Source organism: Stenotrophomonas sp. PS02289 (assembly GCF_029960115.1).
In the GTDB taxonomy this organism is placed as follows: Bacteria; Pseudomonadota; Gammaproteobacteria; order Xanthomonadales; family Xanthomonadaceae; genus Stenotrophomonas.
In genome coordinates, this window is the sequence record NZ_JASCOZ010000117.1 from 1 (window position 1) to 13,645 (window position 13,645).

The following is a 13,645-nucleotide window of genomic DNA, read 5'->3' on the forward strand; positions in this document are numbered from 1 at the left end:
GCCGTTGGCCGGCCCTCATGAACGTTGAAGGTCATGCATGGGCCGGCCAACGGCCGGCGCTACCGTCGAGCGTGGCTAGGGCTTACGCCCCGAAACGCGCGTCTTCCATGGCCATCAGCGGCTCGGCACCGGCCTGGATGGCGGCGGCGTGGCTGAGGGTGCGCGGCAGCATGCGCGCGAAGTAGAAGCGGGCGGTTTCGCGCTTGGCCTGCTTGAAGGCGTCGCTCTGCGCGGAAGCATCCGCTGCGGCCACGCTGCGCGCCCACCAGTAGGCCAGCACCACATAGCCGGAATAGAACAGGTAGTCGAAGCTGGCCGCGCCCAGTTCTTCCGGGTTGGAGGCCGCGCGCTGCAGGGTGGCCATGGTCAGCTGACCCCATTCCTGCGCCTTGGCGCGCAGCGGGGCAATGAACTCGGCCAGCGCCTCGTTGCCTTCATTGGCCTTGGCGAAGGCCTCGATCTCGGCCAGCATCAGCTTCAGGCCGGCCCCCTGGCTGGCGGCGGTCTTGCGGCCGATCAGGTCCAGTGCCTGGATGCCGGTGGTGCCTTCATACAGGGTGGTGATGCGTGCATCGCGCGCCAACTGCTCCATGCCGTGCTCGCGGATATAGCCGTGACCGCCGAAGCACTGCAGGGCGTTGTAAGTATTCTCGATGCCCCATTCGGTCTGGCAGGCCTTGGAAATGGGGGTGAGGAAGCTCACCAGCGTTTCCGCGCGCTCGCGCTCGGCGGCGTCTTCAGCGTGGTGAGCCACGTCGATCAGCGTCGCCGCGTGCAGCGCCAGCAGACGGCTGCCTTCCACCAGCGACTTGATCGACAGCAGCATGCGGCGCACATCCGGGTGCACCAGGATCGGGTCGGCCGGCTTGTCCGGATTCTTCGGGCCGCTCAGCGAACGCGACTGCAGGCGCCCACGCGCGTACTTCAGCGCGTTCTGGTAGGCGCGCTCGGACAGGCCGATGCCCTGCAGGCCGACACCCAGGCGGGCGGTGTTCATCATCGTAAACATCGCCTGCAGGCCCTTGTGCGGCTGACCCACCAGATAGCCCTGCGCGCCGTCGAAGTTCATCACGCAGGTGACCGAACCCTTGATGCCCATCTTGTGCTCGATGGAACCGCAGCGCAGCGCGTTGCGTTCGCCGACGTTGCCGTCGCGGTCCACTTTGAACTTCGGGGTGACGAACAGCGAAATGCCCTTGGCACCGGCCGGTGCGTCCGGCAGCTTGGCCAGCACCAGGTGCACGATGTTGTCGGTGAGGTCGTGCTCGCCGGCGGTGATGAAGATCTTGGTGCCGGTGATGGCGTAGCTGCCATCGGCGTTCGGCTCGGCCTTGGTCTTGAGCAGGCCCAGGTCGGTGCCGCAGTGCGGTTCGGTCAGGCACATGGTGCCGGTCCAGCGGCCTTCGATCAGCGGCTTCAGGAAGGCCTCCTGCTGCCACGCCTCGCCGTGCTGCTTCAGCGCTTCAATCGCACCGTGCGAGAGCAGCGGGAAGTTGCCCCATGCCAGGTTGGCGGCGTTGATCATTTCGTTCAGCGGCACACCCAGCGTGTGCGGCAGGCCCTGGCCGCCCAGTTCCGGCGCGGCGGTCAGGCCGGTCCAGCCGCCTTCCACGAACTGGTCGTAGGCCTGCTTGAAGCCCGGCGGCGTGGTCACTTCGCCGGTGGCCTGGTCCAGCACGCAGCCGATCTCGTCGCCCACGCTGTTGAGCGGAGCCAGCACGCCGGCGCTGAAGCGCCCGGCTTCTTCCAGCACCGCATCGACCACGTCGGTGGTGGCATCGGCGAAGCCCAGCCGCGCGAACAGCGACTCGGCCTTCAGAACGTCGTGCAGGGCGAAACGGATATCGGAAAGCGGTGCGGTGTAGCTGCTCATCGTTGGGTCTCGATCACATGCTGGAAAGGGTGGGCGGCGGGGGCCGTCGGGTCAGCGCAACACGCCCGGCAGGCCCGGGGCCTGGTTGAGGGTGCTGCGGCTGGTGATATCGAAGCTGCGTTGTTTCTTGTCTTCCGGGGTGGCCGCCACCGTGCCCTTGAGGCTGTAGCTCAGGGTGCGGTTGCCGGCCAGGGCGTCGGCCACCACGATGCGCGCGGCCGAGCTGGGCTTGAGGGTGACGTTGACGACATCCGCCGACACCCCGCCAATGGACATCGCCGGGCTGGCGGTCACCGCGCCAGCATCCTGGTCGCTGACCTGCATCTGCAGGTTCACGCTGTCGAAGGTCATGGGCATGGAACTGAAGTTCTGCAGACGCAGCACCAGGGTCCAGCTGCCATCGGCCTGCACCGTCAGCTGCTGCACGCTCGCCGCCGGCGGCGAGACCCGCTTCACGGTGCGGTTGCAGGCGGTCAGCGCCACGGCGGTGCCCGCCAGCAGGGCCAGGATCAGAAGGGGACGAAGGCGGTGGAACATGGGCGTGAATCCTCGTGCAGGGTGAAGAGCATACTACGGCGTATGGTGGTTGTGGGGGTGTACGGCACCCGGGCCATCCTATGGCGGCACCATGACGTTGACCAACCCCGTATCGCCGGACTTTGCCCGGCTGCTCACTCCACCGGTGCCATCACCCGCAACGGCCCCAGGTCATACCCCATCGCCTCGGCCTTGCCCTTCAATTCAGCAAACAGCCGCGCGTCCATCGACGGCGACCGCGACAGAATCCACAGGTACTTGTGCCCCGGATCGCCTACCACCACCCACTGGTAGTCCGGATCCAGCGCGATCACCCAGTAGTCGGCCCAGACAAACGGCACCCACGACAACCAGTCCGGCGCGAACCGCACCTGCAGCTGCCCCGGCTCACCTTCCACCGGGCGCGCCACGCCTTCCGCCGCGATCTTCCCTTCGGCCGTGCGGCAGGCGTTGTACACACTGATCCTTCCGTCGCCGCGCAGCGCATAGGTCGCGGTGATGTCGCCCAGGCACTTTTTCTGGAACGACACCGGCAGGTGTGCGATCTCATGCCACTGCCCGGCATAACGGCCCATGTCCAGCGCCGGCACCGAGCGCACCGGTTCAACAGCACTGGCAGCAAACGCCGTCCACAACAGGCCAATGGAAAGCAGGGCAGGGCGAAGGCGCATACAGGTCTCCCGGGCAGGAGGCCAGAGCTTAGGGGGCAGGGTGGGACGGAATGTAAAAATTCCGTGTGCGTAGAGCGGGGCTTGCCCCGCTGCTTTACCAACACCGGGCCAATTCCGCCAACACCTGTCGCTAATCCCAATCGTGATGCCCGCTGTTCCTGTCTACCCTTTTAGTCAGAGCGCAGCGATGGGTTCGCTGCAGCAGGAGGGCGAAATGAATCTGCATTACCGCTTGGGTTGGCCGTTGGGCCGCTTCCTCGCGCGATGGGGTGTCCCCACCACCATCCGTTTGGACATCGATCACGATGAGGAAGCCAACGTATTCGTCGGCACCAGTACGGATCTGCCAGGGCTGAGGGTTGAAGCGAGTACATACGAAGACGCCGCGCGTGAGGCGACGCTGCGCGTCCCTGACCTGCTGCGGGCGGCGGGTGTGTGCAGGCAGGACGCACCCGCTGATTTTGAGCGCAGCTTGTAAGTCACAGTGAATCGTCGGCGGACTGGCGCGTCAGGGGGTATGTGGTCATGGAGGATCGATGGCACGTAGGCCAGGTAGCGTCGGTCGACAGACGACGGCCGTGAAACACCCAACATCCGGTAACGCATGACCTCAAATCGACACCGCTACTGATCATGAGCGCCAATCGGCTTCTGCGGAAAGCAATCTTCGGCAATAGAATGCCCCATGGACAGACAAGACAGATATCGCGGCGCATTGCTCGGACTGGCCTGCGGCGACGCCGTGGGCACCACGGTGGAATTCAGCCCGCGCGGAAGTTTCACTCCGCTTTCTGACATGGTCGGCGGTGGCCCGTTCGGACTCAAGGCCGGGCAGTGGACGGACGACACTTCGATGGCGATGTGTCTGGCGGAGAGTCTGGTGCGTTGTGGTGGCTTTGACGCGCGCGACCAGATGAACCGCTACGCCAACTGGTACCAGCATGGGTACTGGAGCTCGACGGGCACCTGCTTCGATATCGGCAATGCCACGCGTAGTGCATTGCATACGTTCCTTGTCACTGGCGAACCGCTGGCCGGTAGTGATGATCCGAACAGTGCAGGCAATGGCTCGATCATGCGATTGGCTCCGGTGGTGCTGCGCTACCTCGATGCCCCCGAGATGCTGGAGATGGCGGTGCTCAGTTCGCGTACCACCCATGCTGCCGACGAGTGCCTGGAGGCCTGCCGGCTGTTCGCCACCGTGTTGGCGCGCGCGCTGCACGGGCGGGGCAAGGATGACGTGCTGAATCTGGAAGCGGTCGAGGCGAGCAGCGAAGGCCTGCGTGGCATCGCCGAAGGCAGTTACCTCAGCAAGTCGCGCGATCAGATCCATGGCACCGGTTACGTCGTGCACAGTCTGGAAGCGGCGTTGTGGTGTTTCGCAAACACCGACAGCTTTGCCGATGCCGTACTCGCTGCTGCGAACCTCGGTGATGATGCCGATACCACCGCCGCCGTGGTGGGGCAGGTGGCGGGTGCGTTCTACGGTGTTTCCGGATTGCCCGCGCACTGGCTTGAACGTCTGCATCAACGCGCGGACATCGAGCAGTTGGCCGATGCGTTGCATGCGGCGGCGTTGGCGCAACGCGCGATCCAGGCGCGCTGAAGGCAAAAAAAAGACCTGCATTTCTGCAGGTCTTTCGAATTATGGTGGCCGAGGACGGAATCGAACCGCCGACACGGGGATTTTCAATCCCCTGCTCTACCAACTGAGCTACTCGGCCACTTCATCGCTGCGTTGCCGCTGGCGAGGAGGCGAACTATACGGAGGTCTGCGGATTTGGGCAAGCATTTCGCAAAAAAAATTTCACATTGATGGCTGGGCACGGTTGGAACGTTGGTAAGTGCTTGATCGTTCGTTGTTGGTGCGGTGGAGGGCGCTCATCGATTCGGGGTCATGCCTTCCCGGGTGTTGAGCCGTCATCGGCGGTCGACTGACGTGCGACCCTACCGGGCTTCCAGCCCGCATCCCAGCGATCAAGCGCGCAAGCCGCATGAACAGCAATTCATGCAGTTGCGCGCGTTCAGTGCGAAGCACGGTCACGCGGATCATCCGGCATTGCCGCCAGCAGGAAGATGCCGACCGTCATCGCGATCGCCGCCAGCAGCAATGAGGCCTGGTAGGAGCCGCTGCTGCGCGCGAGGGTGCCGGCGAACGCTGGAGCCAGGATCTGCGCCACGCCGTAGCTGAGGGTGAGTGTGGCCATCGCTTTGGCCGGGTTCTGTGGGTAGTGCCGGCCGATCACGGTGAGGGTCAGGCTGACGATGCCGGCGAAGGTGAGCCCGAACAGCAACGCGCTGCCCAGCCCGGCCCAGAGTCCGTCGTCCAGCAGCGGCAGCACGAACGAGGCCGCCTGCAGGGCGAAGGCCAGCATCAGGGCGCGGATCAGTCCCATCGCCGAGGCCACCCGGTCCCAGGCGAACGTGGACGGCACTGCCGCCAGCCCGACCAGTATCCACACCGCGCTGCCGTGGCCTTGGAACGCTGGCGTCTGCTCCAGGATCGCCACGATGAAGGTGGCGCTGACCACGAAGCCGATGCCGGCGCAGAAGTAGGCCGTGATCAACAACTGCCGCCAGCGGCGGCTCGGCGGGGCAGGGGCCTGCGCCGCCTGCGTCGCCGAGGTGGGCGCGGGGGCCGGCATCCAGCCCCATGCGGGGATCAGGAACAGCGCGCCTACCGCGGCCAGCCAGCCCCATTGAACACTCGAGGTCGCGTGCCCGGCCAGCAGGCCGGTCGCCACGCCCGATACCACGATGCCCAGTCCGAGCCCGGCGAAGTGCAGGCCCAGGCGCGGACGGTGCCGGTGCGCCAGCAGCCAGTTCAGCACCAGGCCGGACGCCAGCAGCAGCCCCGCCGTGCTGGACAGCCCGGCCACCAGGCGCAGCGCGGCCCATAGCGCGGGCGTGGTGGTGACCGCCATCAGCGCGGTGCTGGCCACTGCCAGCAGCAGGCCCACCCGATAGAAGCGGAACTTCAGCTGCATGTCGCCCACCCGCGCCACCAGCAGGGTGCCCAGCAGATAGCCCAGGTAATTGAAGGTGGCCAGCCAGCCGCCCATCGCCGGGCTGAGCCCTGCGTCCAGCCGCATCAGCGGCAGCAAGGGTGTGTAGGCGAAGCGGGCGATGCCCACGCTGAGCACCAGCGCGCTGATGCCGGCACAGATGACCTGCCAGGGCCGCAGGGAGGTGGAAACGGGCATGGTCGGTTCCAGGAGAGGGTCCGGCCATGCTCGGGCAGGTCGGAACGACTGTCTTTCGATAGAATGACCCATCATGTCGATCAGCCGCCACGCCTCAGCTACCCCCGCCACCTGGCGCGAGGTACCGGTACCCGAGCAGCATCTTCCGCTGCCCTGGCCTGTGGTCGCCCGCAGCCAGGAACTGGCGGCGGGGGAACGCTTCCCACCGCATGTGCATGCCTGGAACCAGCTGGTGTTCGCCACCGAGGGCGTCCTGCAGGTCACCGTGGCCCACGCCCGCCATGTGATCTCACCGCAGCAGGCGCTGTGGGTGCCTACCGGCACCGTGCATCACACCGGCGCACTGGGTCCGGCAGCGTTCCGCAACCTGTATCTGGCCGATGACGTGGCGCTGGGCATGCCATCGCAGTGCGTGGTGCTGGAAGTCTCACCGCTGCTGCGCGAGCTGATCGTGGAGCTGGGCCAGGTGCGCCCGCAGGACGACGCCGCCTACTACGCGCAGTTGTGTGCGCTGGTCACAGCGCAGCTGCGCCGGCAGCCGCAGCACACCCGGCATCTGCCGTGGCCGCAGGACGCGCGACTGCAGCGCTGGTGCCAGGCACTGTACGACCAGCCGGCCGACGCGCGTGGCGTGGACGCGTGGGCGCGCCAGCTGGGCGCGTCGTCGCGCACGCTCGCGCGCCAGTTCGAGCGGGAGACCGGCATGAACCTGCGCGCCTGGCGCACCCGCCTGCGCCTGCTGCGGGCGATCGAATGGCTGGCGCAAGGGCGCTCGCCGACGCTGATCGCGCATGAGCTGGGCTATGCGTCGGCCTCGGCGTTCAATTACATGTTCCGGGTGGAGACCGGCATGAGCCCGCTGCAGTGGCGAAAATCGCGCGCGGCGTAATCGATCAATCGACCGGATTGCGCCGTGCCACGATCAACGGATCCTCGACCACACGCGGAAATTCCGGCAACTGCGCCGCGTCCACGCCGAAGGTGGCCGCCAGCACGCCCGGTGCAAATGCCGACGCGGCCAGCCGGTAGCCCACATCGCCCGGCGTGGGCTGGTCGAAGAACACCAGGAAGTGGATATCCTCGCCCAGCGCTTCGATCTGATGCGGATACGCACGCGGAATGAAGTACACATCGCCCGGCTGCAGCAGGTAGGTATCCACCGAACCGTCCGGGTCCAGGATGCTCATCCGCGCATGCCCGCGATGCACATAACCCAGCTCGGCGGTGTCCGGATGCCAGTGCGGCTCGCGCATGCCGTCGTCGGCGATCCGCAGCGAGTACATGGACAGATTGCGCAGTGCCGGCCAGAACTGGGTGCGCGATACCCGCGCCTGGCCGTAGGCGAAATCGACCGGCGGTGACTGGGCTTCGATATCGAAGCGGTGCGGATCAACCCGGTCGGCGCCTTCGGGTATCACCGGCGGTCCCGCGCGCTGCACCAGATACGGCGAGGTGGTATCGCGCTTGAGCCCGGCAAAGGCCTCCGACGCCAAGTCGTAGGTGTTGCCGAGCACGGCGTTCGACATCGACCCAAACGCCGCGTGCAGCGAGAAGTCCTGCGGCCGCTCATGGCTGAACACGATGATCAGCTCCGCCTCGCCATTACCTACGTTCTCGATGGCATGCAGCGCGCCGCTGTTGATATGGAACATCTGCCCGGCGCTGACCTGCAGGGTGCTGATCGCATCGGCATTGTCGACGATGGTGATCAGTACCGTGCCGGAAAGCACGTAGCCCAGCTCATTCGCATTGGCATGCCAATGCGGCTCGCGGATGCTGCCGGGTGCCAGCAGCAGGCGTTTGATCGAGAGGCGCTCCAGCAGTGGCAGTTCGTCGGCGGTAACACGACGGATGGTGCCCAGCGCGTCGTCATGCACCGGTGTGGCATTCCACAGTGAGCGGACGTGGCGGGAGGCGTTCATCAGGCCACCACGCCCAGTGCATCGATCAGGCTTTCCACGTCGCGCGGACCATCGTAACGGCGTCCGTTGATGAACAGCGATGGCGTTCCGTTCACGCCGCTGCGCACACCGCCCATGAAGTCGCGCTCGATGCGCGGGTCGAAGTTGCCATCCGTCGCGGCCTGCAGCAGGGTGTGATCGACCCGCAGCTGCGCGGCGTAGCGCAGCAGGTCGGCAGGCTCCAGCGCCTGCTGGTTCTGATAGAGCAGGTCGTGGGCTTCCCAGAAGCGCCCGGCAATAGCGGCGGCTTCGGCGAAGCGTGCCGCGGGCAGCGCGTTGGGGTGCATTTCGGTGATCGGGAAGTTGCGGAACACGAAGCGCATGCGCGAGCCGAGCATGCGTTGGACTTCCTTGATCACCGGGTAGGCTTCGCCGCAGTACGGGCACTGGTAGTCGCCGTATTCCACCAGGGTGATGGCGGCGTCCTCCGGACCCTGGATGTGGTCGAAGCTGCTGACGGGAACGAGAAGACGGCTCATGAGAGGACTCCAGTGGTGTTCAGCGCCTGCAGCGCCTCGAGAATTCCATCGGCCCCGGGATTGATCCCCAGCGGCGACACATAGCTCCAGCGCACCATCCCCTCCGCATCAATCACGAACAACGCGCGCTCGCACACGCCGTCCTGTTCGCGATACGCGCCGTACCGGCGTGCTACCTCGCCTTTCGGCTGGAAATCGGCCAGCAGCGGGAAGTGCAGATGGCGCTGCTCGGCGAAGGCGGCGTGGCACCACACGCCGTCCACCGAGATGCCGACCAGCTGTGCGCCGTAGCGACGAAACTCCGGCAGCAGCTGGTTGTAGAGCGCCAGCTGGTCGCCGCAGACCGGGCTCCAGTCGGCGGGGTAGAACGCCAGGATCACCGGATGGCCGCGCAGCTCCCTCAGACTCAGGCGCTGGTCGGCGGTTGCCGGCAGCGAGAAGTCCGGTGCTGCACTTCCGGCAGGAACGGGAAGGCGATTGGCAGACATGACACAACTCCGTGGGGGAGGAGATGAGGAATCAGCGACGGCTGCGGGTGGTCTCGAACAGGAACCAGCTGCGGCGTTCGGCTTCGTCGATCCAGTTTTCAATCAGGCTGGCGGTGGCCACGTCGTTGTACTCGCTGCACACGCCGTGCGTGCCGCGCAGGAAGCCGGTGAGGCGGCGGTTGTCGTCGGCCAGTTCGGCCAGCATGTCTTCCGGGCTCACGTAATCGGCGTCGTTGTCGAGCAGACGCTGGATGCGGTGAATCTGCCCGATCGAGCGCAGCGTGGTGCCGCCGACCTTGCGTGCCCGCTCGGCAATCGCATCGGTGGTGGCGAAGATCTGCTCGCCCTGTTCATCCAGCATCAGGTGGTAGTCGCGGAAGTGCGGGCCGGACAGATGCCAGTGGAAGTTCTTGGTCTTCAGGTACAGCGCGAACACATCGGCAAGCAGTACGGTCAGCGCGGCGGCAATGTCCTTGCTGGCCTTGGCTCCCAGGTCGGTGGGCGTATTCAGCGCGGCGCGCTGGCGGGCCAGCGGGGAATCGGGGGTGTTGGCGAGGCTGTTCATCGTGAGGCTCCGTGGAAGACGTAGCCAGACTAGGCAGCAATGGCCCCGGGCGACATTGCGCCATCGTTTCTCCGCCTCATACCAAAGTGTGTGCCGGCTCGGGCCGGGGGTGCTGGACATCCCCCGATGGAGGGATCAGTCCACCGCGCCGCCGGGGGATACTGACGCGCCATCGCCGCACCGGTGGCGGTTGGCCCGCCTGGAGGCAAGGACCGTGTCCCCCACATCCCCCGCAGTTGCCGCTGCCTTGGGTAAACCGCACCGCACCGCGTTCCGCGTGGCGGCGGCGCTGCTCACCCTCGGCATCTTCCTGATTGACGTGCTCACCACCCTGGAAGGCGCGGTGGCCGTGCTGTACGTGGTGAGCGTGCTGCTGGTCGCACGTACCGGGCGTCGTGGCGACATTGTGGCCATGGCGCTGGCCGGCATCGTGCTGACCGTGCTGGCCTACGTGGATTCGCACGGTTTCAATCACGTCGGCGCGCAGACCTTCCGCGCCATGGTCAGCCTGGCCGCCATTGGCATCACCGCCGTACTGGCCCTGCAGCACCAGGACGCCATGCAGCGCCTCGGCGCGCAGGCACGGCTGCTGGACCTTTCGCACGACATGATCTTCGTGCGTGACCGCTTCGGCGTCATCACGTTCTGGAACCGGACGGCCGAGCAGATGTATGGCTGGTCGTCAGAAGAAGCTGTGGGCTGCGTGGCGGACACCCTGCTCGGCACCCGTTACCCGCAGCAGCGCGAGACGGTGGAAGCCTTGCTGCTGTCGCTGGGCAGCTGGGAAGGCACGCTGGAACAGCGCACCCGCGACGGCGAATGGCGCGTGCTCGACAGCCGCTGGGTGGTGCAGCGCGATGCGCGCGGGCGCGTGGTCGGCGTGCTGGAAACCCATACCGATGTCACCGAACGCCGCCGCGCGCAGGACGCGGTCATGCGCGCGCAGTCCGAACTGGCCCATGCCATGCGCGTGGCCACGCTGGGCGAACTGACCGCCACGCTCGCCCATGAGGTCAATCAGCCCCTGATGGCCGTGGTGACCAATGGCGAAGCCGGCCTGCGTTGGCTGCACCGCGAGCAGCCGGACCTGCAGGAAGTGGATGCGGCGATCACCCGCAGCGTAGCCGAGGCCCGGCGCGCCAGCGAGATCGTCAAACGCGTGCGCGCGTTCCTGGCCAAGAGCAGCACGCCGCGCGAGGTGTTGACGGTGCCGGCGCTGATCGACGAATCGGCGCGGCTGGTGCAGCACGAGCTCAACCGTGAAGCGGTGCAGCTGCGGGTGGCGGTGGAGGCAGGATTGCCTGCCGTACACGGCGATGGCGTGCAGCTTCAGCAGGTGCTGGTGAACCTGATGATCAACGCCAGCCAGGCCATGGCCGGGCAGCCGCACGCGCGGCAGCTGTGCGTGGACGCCCAGCCGGGCGAACGCGGCGCGGTGGTGATCAGCATCAGCGACAACGGACCTGGTATCGACGCGGCGCATCTGGACACCTTGTTCAAACCCTTCTTCACCACCAAGCCGCACGGCATGGGCATGGGCCTGGCGATCTGCCGCTCCACGGCGGAGGCGCACGGCGGGCAGCTCTCCGTGCACAGCACCCCGGGGCAGGGGGCAACCTTCCGGCTGGTGCTGGGCTGCGCAGGAGAACACGCATGAACAGTTCCACGTCGCTGGCGGTGGTGGTGGACGACGACCCGGCAGTACGCGCCGCGTTGGACAGTCTGCTGCGCTCCATCGGCTTGCAGACCCAGGTGCTGGGTTCGCCGGCGGAACTGTTGCAGGCCGCGTTGCCGGATGTACCGGGCTGCATCGTGCTGGATGTGCGCCTGCCGGGAATCAGCGGCCTGGACCTGCAGGACCAGCTGGCCGCGCAGGGCATCCATCTGCCCATCGTATTCATGACCGGCCATGGCGACATCCCGATGACCGTGCGTGCGATGAAGGCGGGGGCGGTGGACTTTCTGTCCAAGCCGTTCCGCGACCAGGACATGCTGGACGCGGTCAGCGCGGCGATCGAGCGCGACCGCCAGCGCCGCCAGCAGAGCGCGGCGCGTGACAGCCTGGACAGCCGCTACGCCACCCTGACCCCGCCGAGCGGGAGGTGATGGCGCATGTGGTGGCCGGGCTGATGAACAAGCAGGTGGCGGGGGTACTGAACCTGAGTGAGATCACCGTGAAGATCCACCGCGGCAACGTGATGCGCAAGATGGGTGTACGTTCGCTGGCGGACCTGGTACGGCATGCGGAGGCGCTGGGCGTGCACGCGCCGGGGCGCTGAGGCGCGCGGGACATAAACCTGTGTATGGTTCCGCCGGGGCGACGGCTGGGGCATAAAGGCAGCGTCGGCGGCGGCCGGCCTGTGGTCCCAGGATGTAACCGATGAACCCGATGTACCGTGTTGCGATCGTTGACGACGACGACGGCGTGCGCCAGTCGCTGTCCAGCCTGCTGCGCGCGCTGGGCCACGAGGTGCGTACCTTCGCCTCGGCCGAAGCGTTCCTGGCCTCGCTGGAGGAGCGCCCGGATTGTCTGCTGACCGACATCCAGATGCCACAGATGAATGGCGACGTGCTGCAGCAGGAGCTGCTGGCGCGAGGGTATGCGTTCCCGATGATTTTCATGAGCGCCTATCCCACCGAGGCGATCCGCGAGCGGGTCATGGCGCGTGGCGCGATCGCGTTTCTGTCCAAGCCGGTGGACGCGGAGGCGATCTCGCGCTGCCTGGCGCTGGCACTGGAGTGAGTGCGGGTCATACACAGGTATGAAGGTGTTTTAACGATGCATTGCTTACTGTGGTCTGGCAATTCCCAACCCCCTTTCCGGAGACCGTTCCATGAGCACCATCACCACTTCCGACGGCGTTGAAATTTTCTACAAGGACTGGGGCCCGAAGGACGCCCAGCCGATCGTGTTCCATCATGGCTGGCCGCTGTCGAGCGACGACTGGGACAACCAGATGTTGTTCTTCCTGGGCAAGGGCTACCGGGTGATCGCACATGACCGTCGCGGTCATGGTCGCTCGTCGCAGGGCAGTGAGGGTCATGACATGGACCATTACGTGGCTGACGCGGCGGCAGTGTTTGATCATCTTGACCTGAAGAATGCGGTTCACATTGGCCATTCGACGGGTGGCGGCCAGGTGGCGCGCTACGTGGCGCGTGCCGCAGCGGGTCGTGTATCGAAGGCGGTGCTGATCGCGGCGGTGCCGCCGATCATGGTGAAGTCGGACAAGAATCCGGGTGGCCTGCCGATCGAGGTATTCGACGGCTTCCGTTCGGCGCTGGCGGCGAACCGTGCGCAGTTCTACATCGATGTGGCGAGCGGTCCGTTCTATGGTTTCAACCGCGCAGGCGCGAAGGTGTCGCAGGGTGTGATCGACAACTGGTGGCGCCAGGGCATGACGGGCAGCGCGCAGGCGCATTACGACGGCATCAAGGCGTTCTCGGAAACGGACTTCACTGAAGACCTGAAGGCGATCAACGTGCCGACGCTGCTGCTGCACGGTGACGACGACCAGATCGTGCCGATTGCGGATGCGAGCGAGCTGAGCATCAAGCTGCTCAAGCAGGGCACGCTGAAGGTGTTCCCGGGCTACCCGCACGGGATGTGCACGACGCACGCGGACGACATCAACGCCGAACTGTTGAAGTTCATCCAGGGCTGAGGGGTGCGCCGGCCTCTGGCTGGCGTTCCTGCACTTGCCTGCACTTGATTGCATGGGATACGTATCGCCGGGCTCTGCCCGGCTACTGTTGGATTCGTGCGAACAACCGTCGGCTCACGGCTTCACGTGTTCGGCGGGTCGGGGGGGCGTTGCGGGGGGCGCCGTGAATCCATCCCGGTAGGGTCGCTCGACAGCCGCCCGCC

At 66.1% G+C, this 13,645-nt stretch carries 14 protein-coding genes, 1 tRNA gene and 1 pseudogene; 7 read left to right on the forward strand and 9 right to left on the reverse strand.

The window, feature by feature from the left end:
• Window positions 1–82: 82 nt before the first annotated feature.
• The 3 genes from QMX83_RS15235 to QMX83_RS15245 all read right to left on the reverse strand — a co-directional run bounded on the left by QMX83_RS15235 (window position 83) and on the right by QMX83_RS15245 (window position 3,081).
• A complete protein-coding gene (locus QMX83_RS15235; protein WP_282297489.1) occupies window positions 83–1,873 on the reverse strand; it encodes an acyl-CoA dehydrogenase C-terminal domain-containing protein in 1,791 nt (596 codons plus the stop codon).
• 51 nt (window positions 1,874–1,924) lie between these two features.
• Window positions 1,925–2,410, reverse strand: coding sequence for an LEA type 2 family protein (locus tag QMX83_RS15240; protein WP_282297490.1), 486 nt, complete (start codon window positions 2,408–2,410; stop codon window positions 1,925–1,927).
• A gap of 134 nt (window positions 2,411–2,544) precedes the next feature.
• Window positions 2,545–3,081, reverse strand: coding sequence for a lipocalin family protein (locus QMX83_RS15245; RefSeq protein WP_282297491.1), 537 nt, complete (start codon window positions 3,079–3,081; stop codon window positions 2,545–2,547).
• A 214-nt stretch (window positions 3,082–3,295) separates the two neighbouring features.
• On the opposite strand from QMX83_RS15245, the gene QMX83_RS15250 reads away from it, so the two are divergent.
• Entirely contained in the window at window positions 3,296–3,559 is a 264-nt protein-coding gene (locus QMX83_RS15250; protein ID WP_282297492.1) for a DUF1902 domain-containing protein, read from the forward strand.
• A gap of 207 nt (window positions 3,560–3,766) precedes the next feature.
• Window positions 3,767–4,687 carry an ADP-ribosylglycohydrolase family protein gene (locus QMX83_RS15255; RefSeq protein WP_282297493.1) on the forward strand — a complete coding sequence of 307 codons (921 nt, stop codon included), beginning with the start codon at window positions 3,767–3,769 and terminating at the stop codon, window positions 4,685–4,687.
• 42 nt (window positions 4,688–4,729) lie between these two features.
• On the opposite strand, the gene QMX83_RS15260 is transcribed toward QMX83_RS15255, so the two are convergent.
• Both QMX83_RS15260 and QMX83_RS15265 read right to left on the reverse strand, forming a co-directional pair.
• Window positions 4,730–4,805: transfer RNA gene (locus QMX83_RS15260), tRNA-Phe, on the reverse strand.
• Between the two features lie 300 nt (window positions 4,806–5,105).
• On the reverse strand, window positions 5,106–6,284 hold the full coding sequence (locus QMX83_RS15265; protein WP_282297494.1) for a YbfB/YjiJ family MFS transporter: 1,179 nt from the start codon (window positions 6,282–6,284) through the stop codon (window positions 5,106–5,108).
• Between the two features lie 73 nt (window positions 6,285–6,357).
• Here QMX83_RS15265 and QMX83_RS15270 point away from each other — a divergent pair, with 73 nt between their 5' ends.
• Window positions 6,358–7,173 (forward strand): helix-turn-helix transcriptional regulator, encoded by an 816-nt coding sequence (locus QMX83_RS15270; RefSeq protein ID WP_282297495.1) that lies wholly within the window; start codon window positions 6,358–6,360, stop codon window positions 7,171–7,173.
• Window positions 7,174–7,177: 4 nt separating this feature from the next.
• Here the strand turns inward: QMX83_RS15270 and QMX83_RS15275 are convergent, their stop codons facing one another.
• Genes QMX83_RS15275 through QMX83_RS15290 form a run of 4 tightly spaced genes read right to left on the reverse strand, consistent with a single transcriptional unit; the run spans window position 7,178 to window position 9,777 of the window.
• Complete coding sequence (locus QMX83_RS15275; RefSeq protein WP_282297496.1) at window positions 7,178–8,206, reverse strand: cupin domain-containing protein; 1,029 nt, start codon at window positions 8,204–8,206, stop codon at window positions 7,178–7,180.
• Entirely contained in the window at window positions 8,206–8,724 is a 519-nt protein-coding gene (locus QMX83_RS15280) for a thioredoxin domain-containing protein (protein ID WP_282297497.1), read from the reverse strand. The genes QMX83_RS15275 and QMX83_RS15280 overlap by 1 nt, the downstream gene beginning before the upstream one ends.
• Complete coding sequence (locus QMX83_RS15285) at window positions 8,721–9,212, reverse strand: peroxiredoxin (RefSeq protein ID WP_282297498.1); 492 nt, start codon at window positions 9,210–9,212, stop codon at window positions 8,721–8,723. The genes QMX83_RS15280 and QMX83_RS15285 overlap by 4 nt, the downstream gene beginning before the upstream one ends.
• 31 nt (window positions 9,213–9,243) lie before the next feature.
• Window positions 9,244–9,777, reverse strand: coding sequence for a DNA starvation/stationary phase protection protein (locus QMX83_RS15290; RefSeq protein WP_282297499.1), 534 nt, complete (start codon window positions 9,775–9,777; stop codon window positions 9,244–9,246).
• A gap of 214 nt (window positions 9,778–9,991) precedes the next feature.
• Between QMX83_RS15290 and QMX83_RS15295 the strand changes: the two genes are divergently transcribed.
• The 4 genes and pseudogenes from QMX83_RS15295 (at window position 9,992) to QMX83_RS15310 (ending at window position 13,442) form a co-directional block, all read left to right on the forward strand.
• Window positions 9,992–11,434 (forward strand): ATP-binding protein, encoded by a 1,443-nt coding sequence (locus QMX83_RS15295; RefSeq protein ID WP_282297500.1) that lies wholly within the window; start codon window positions 9,992–9,994, stop codon window positions 11,432–11,434.
• Window positions 11,431–12,056: pseudogene (locus QMX83_RS15300) on the forward strand (response regulator transcription factor). Before QMX83_RS15295 ends, QMX83_RS15300 begins: the two are co-directional and overlap by 4 nt.
• Window positions 12,057–12,157: 101 nt before the next feature.
• Window positions 12,158–12,520, forward strand: a complete 363-nt coding sequence (locus QMX83_RS15305) for a response regulator (protein ID WP_282297501.1) — start codon at window positions 12,158–12,160, stop codon at window positions 12,518–12,520.
• Window positions 12,521–12,611: 91 nt separating this feature from the next.
• Complete coding sequence (locus tag QMX83_RS15310; RefSeq protein WP_282297502.1) at window positions 12,612–13,442, forward strand: alpha/beta hydrolase; 831 nt, start codon at window positions 12,612–12,614, stop codon at window positions 13,440–13,442.
• Window positions 13,443–13,645: the final 203 nt, after the last annotated feature.

Bases quoted from the DNA above. Each gene is read 5' to 3' on its own strand.
- QMX83_RS15305 (WP_282297501.1), top strand. From the start codon at position 12,158: ATGAACCCGATGTACCGTGTTGCGATCGTTGACGACGACGACGGCGTG.
- QMX83_RS15255 (WP_282297493.1), top strand. From the start codon at position 3,767: ATGGACAGACAAGACAGATATCGCGGCGCATTGCTCGGACTGGCCTGC.
- QMX83_RS15265 (WP_282297494.1), bottom strand. From the start codon at position 6,284: ATGCCCGTTTCCACCTCCCTGCGGCCCTGGCAGGTCATCTGTGCCGGC.
- QMX83_RS15310 (WP_282297502.1), top strand. From the start codon at position 12,612: ATGAGCACCATCACCACTTCCGACGGCGTTGAAATTTTCTACAAGGAC.
- QMX83_RS15235 (WP_282297489.1), bottom strand. From the start codon at position 1,873: ATGAGCAGCTACACCGCACCGCTTTCCGATATCCGTTTCGCCCTGCAC.
- QMX83_RS15240 (WP_282297490.1), bottom strand. From the start codon at position 2,410: ATGTTCCACCGCCTTCGTCCCCTTCTGATCCTGGCCCTGCTGGCGGGC.
- QMX83_RS15280 (WP_282297497.1), bottom strand. From the start codon at position 8,724: ATGAGCCGTCTTCTCGTTCCCGTCAGCAGCTTCGACCACATCCAGGGT.
- QMX83_RS15245 (WP_282297491.1), bottom strand. From the start codon at position 3,081: ATGCGCCTTCGCCCTGCCCTGCTTTCCATTGGCCTGTTGTGGACGGCG.
- QMX83_RS15290 (WP_282297499.1), bottom strand. From the start codon at position 9,777: ATGAACAGCCTCGCCAACACCCCCGATTCCCCGCTGGCCCGCCAGCGC.
- QMX83_RS15285 (WP_282297498.1), bottom strand. From the start codon at position 9,212: ATGTCTGCCAATCGCCTTCCCGTTCCTGCCGGAAGTGCAGCACCGGAC.
- QMX83_RS15275 (WP_282297496.1), bottom strand. From the start codon at position 8,206: ATGAACGCCTCCCGCCACGTCCGCTCACTGTGGAATGCCACACCGGTG.
- QMX83_RS15250 (WP_282297492.1), top strand. From the start codon at position 3,296: ATGAATCTGCATTACCGCTTGGGTTGGCCGTTGGGCCGCTTCCTCGCG.
- QMX83_RS15270 (WP_282297495.1), top strand. From the start codon at position 6,358: ATGTCGATCAGCCGCCACGCCTCAGCTACCCCCGCCACCTGGCGCGAG.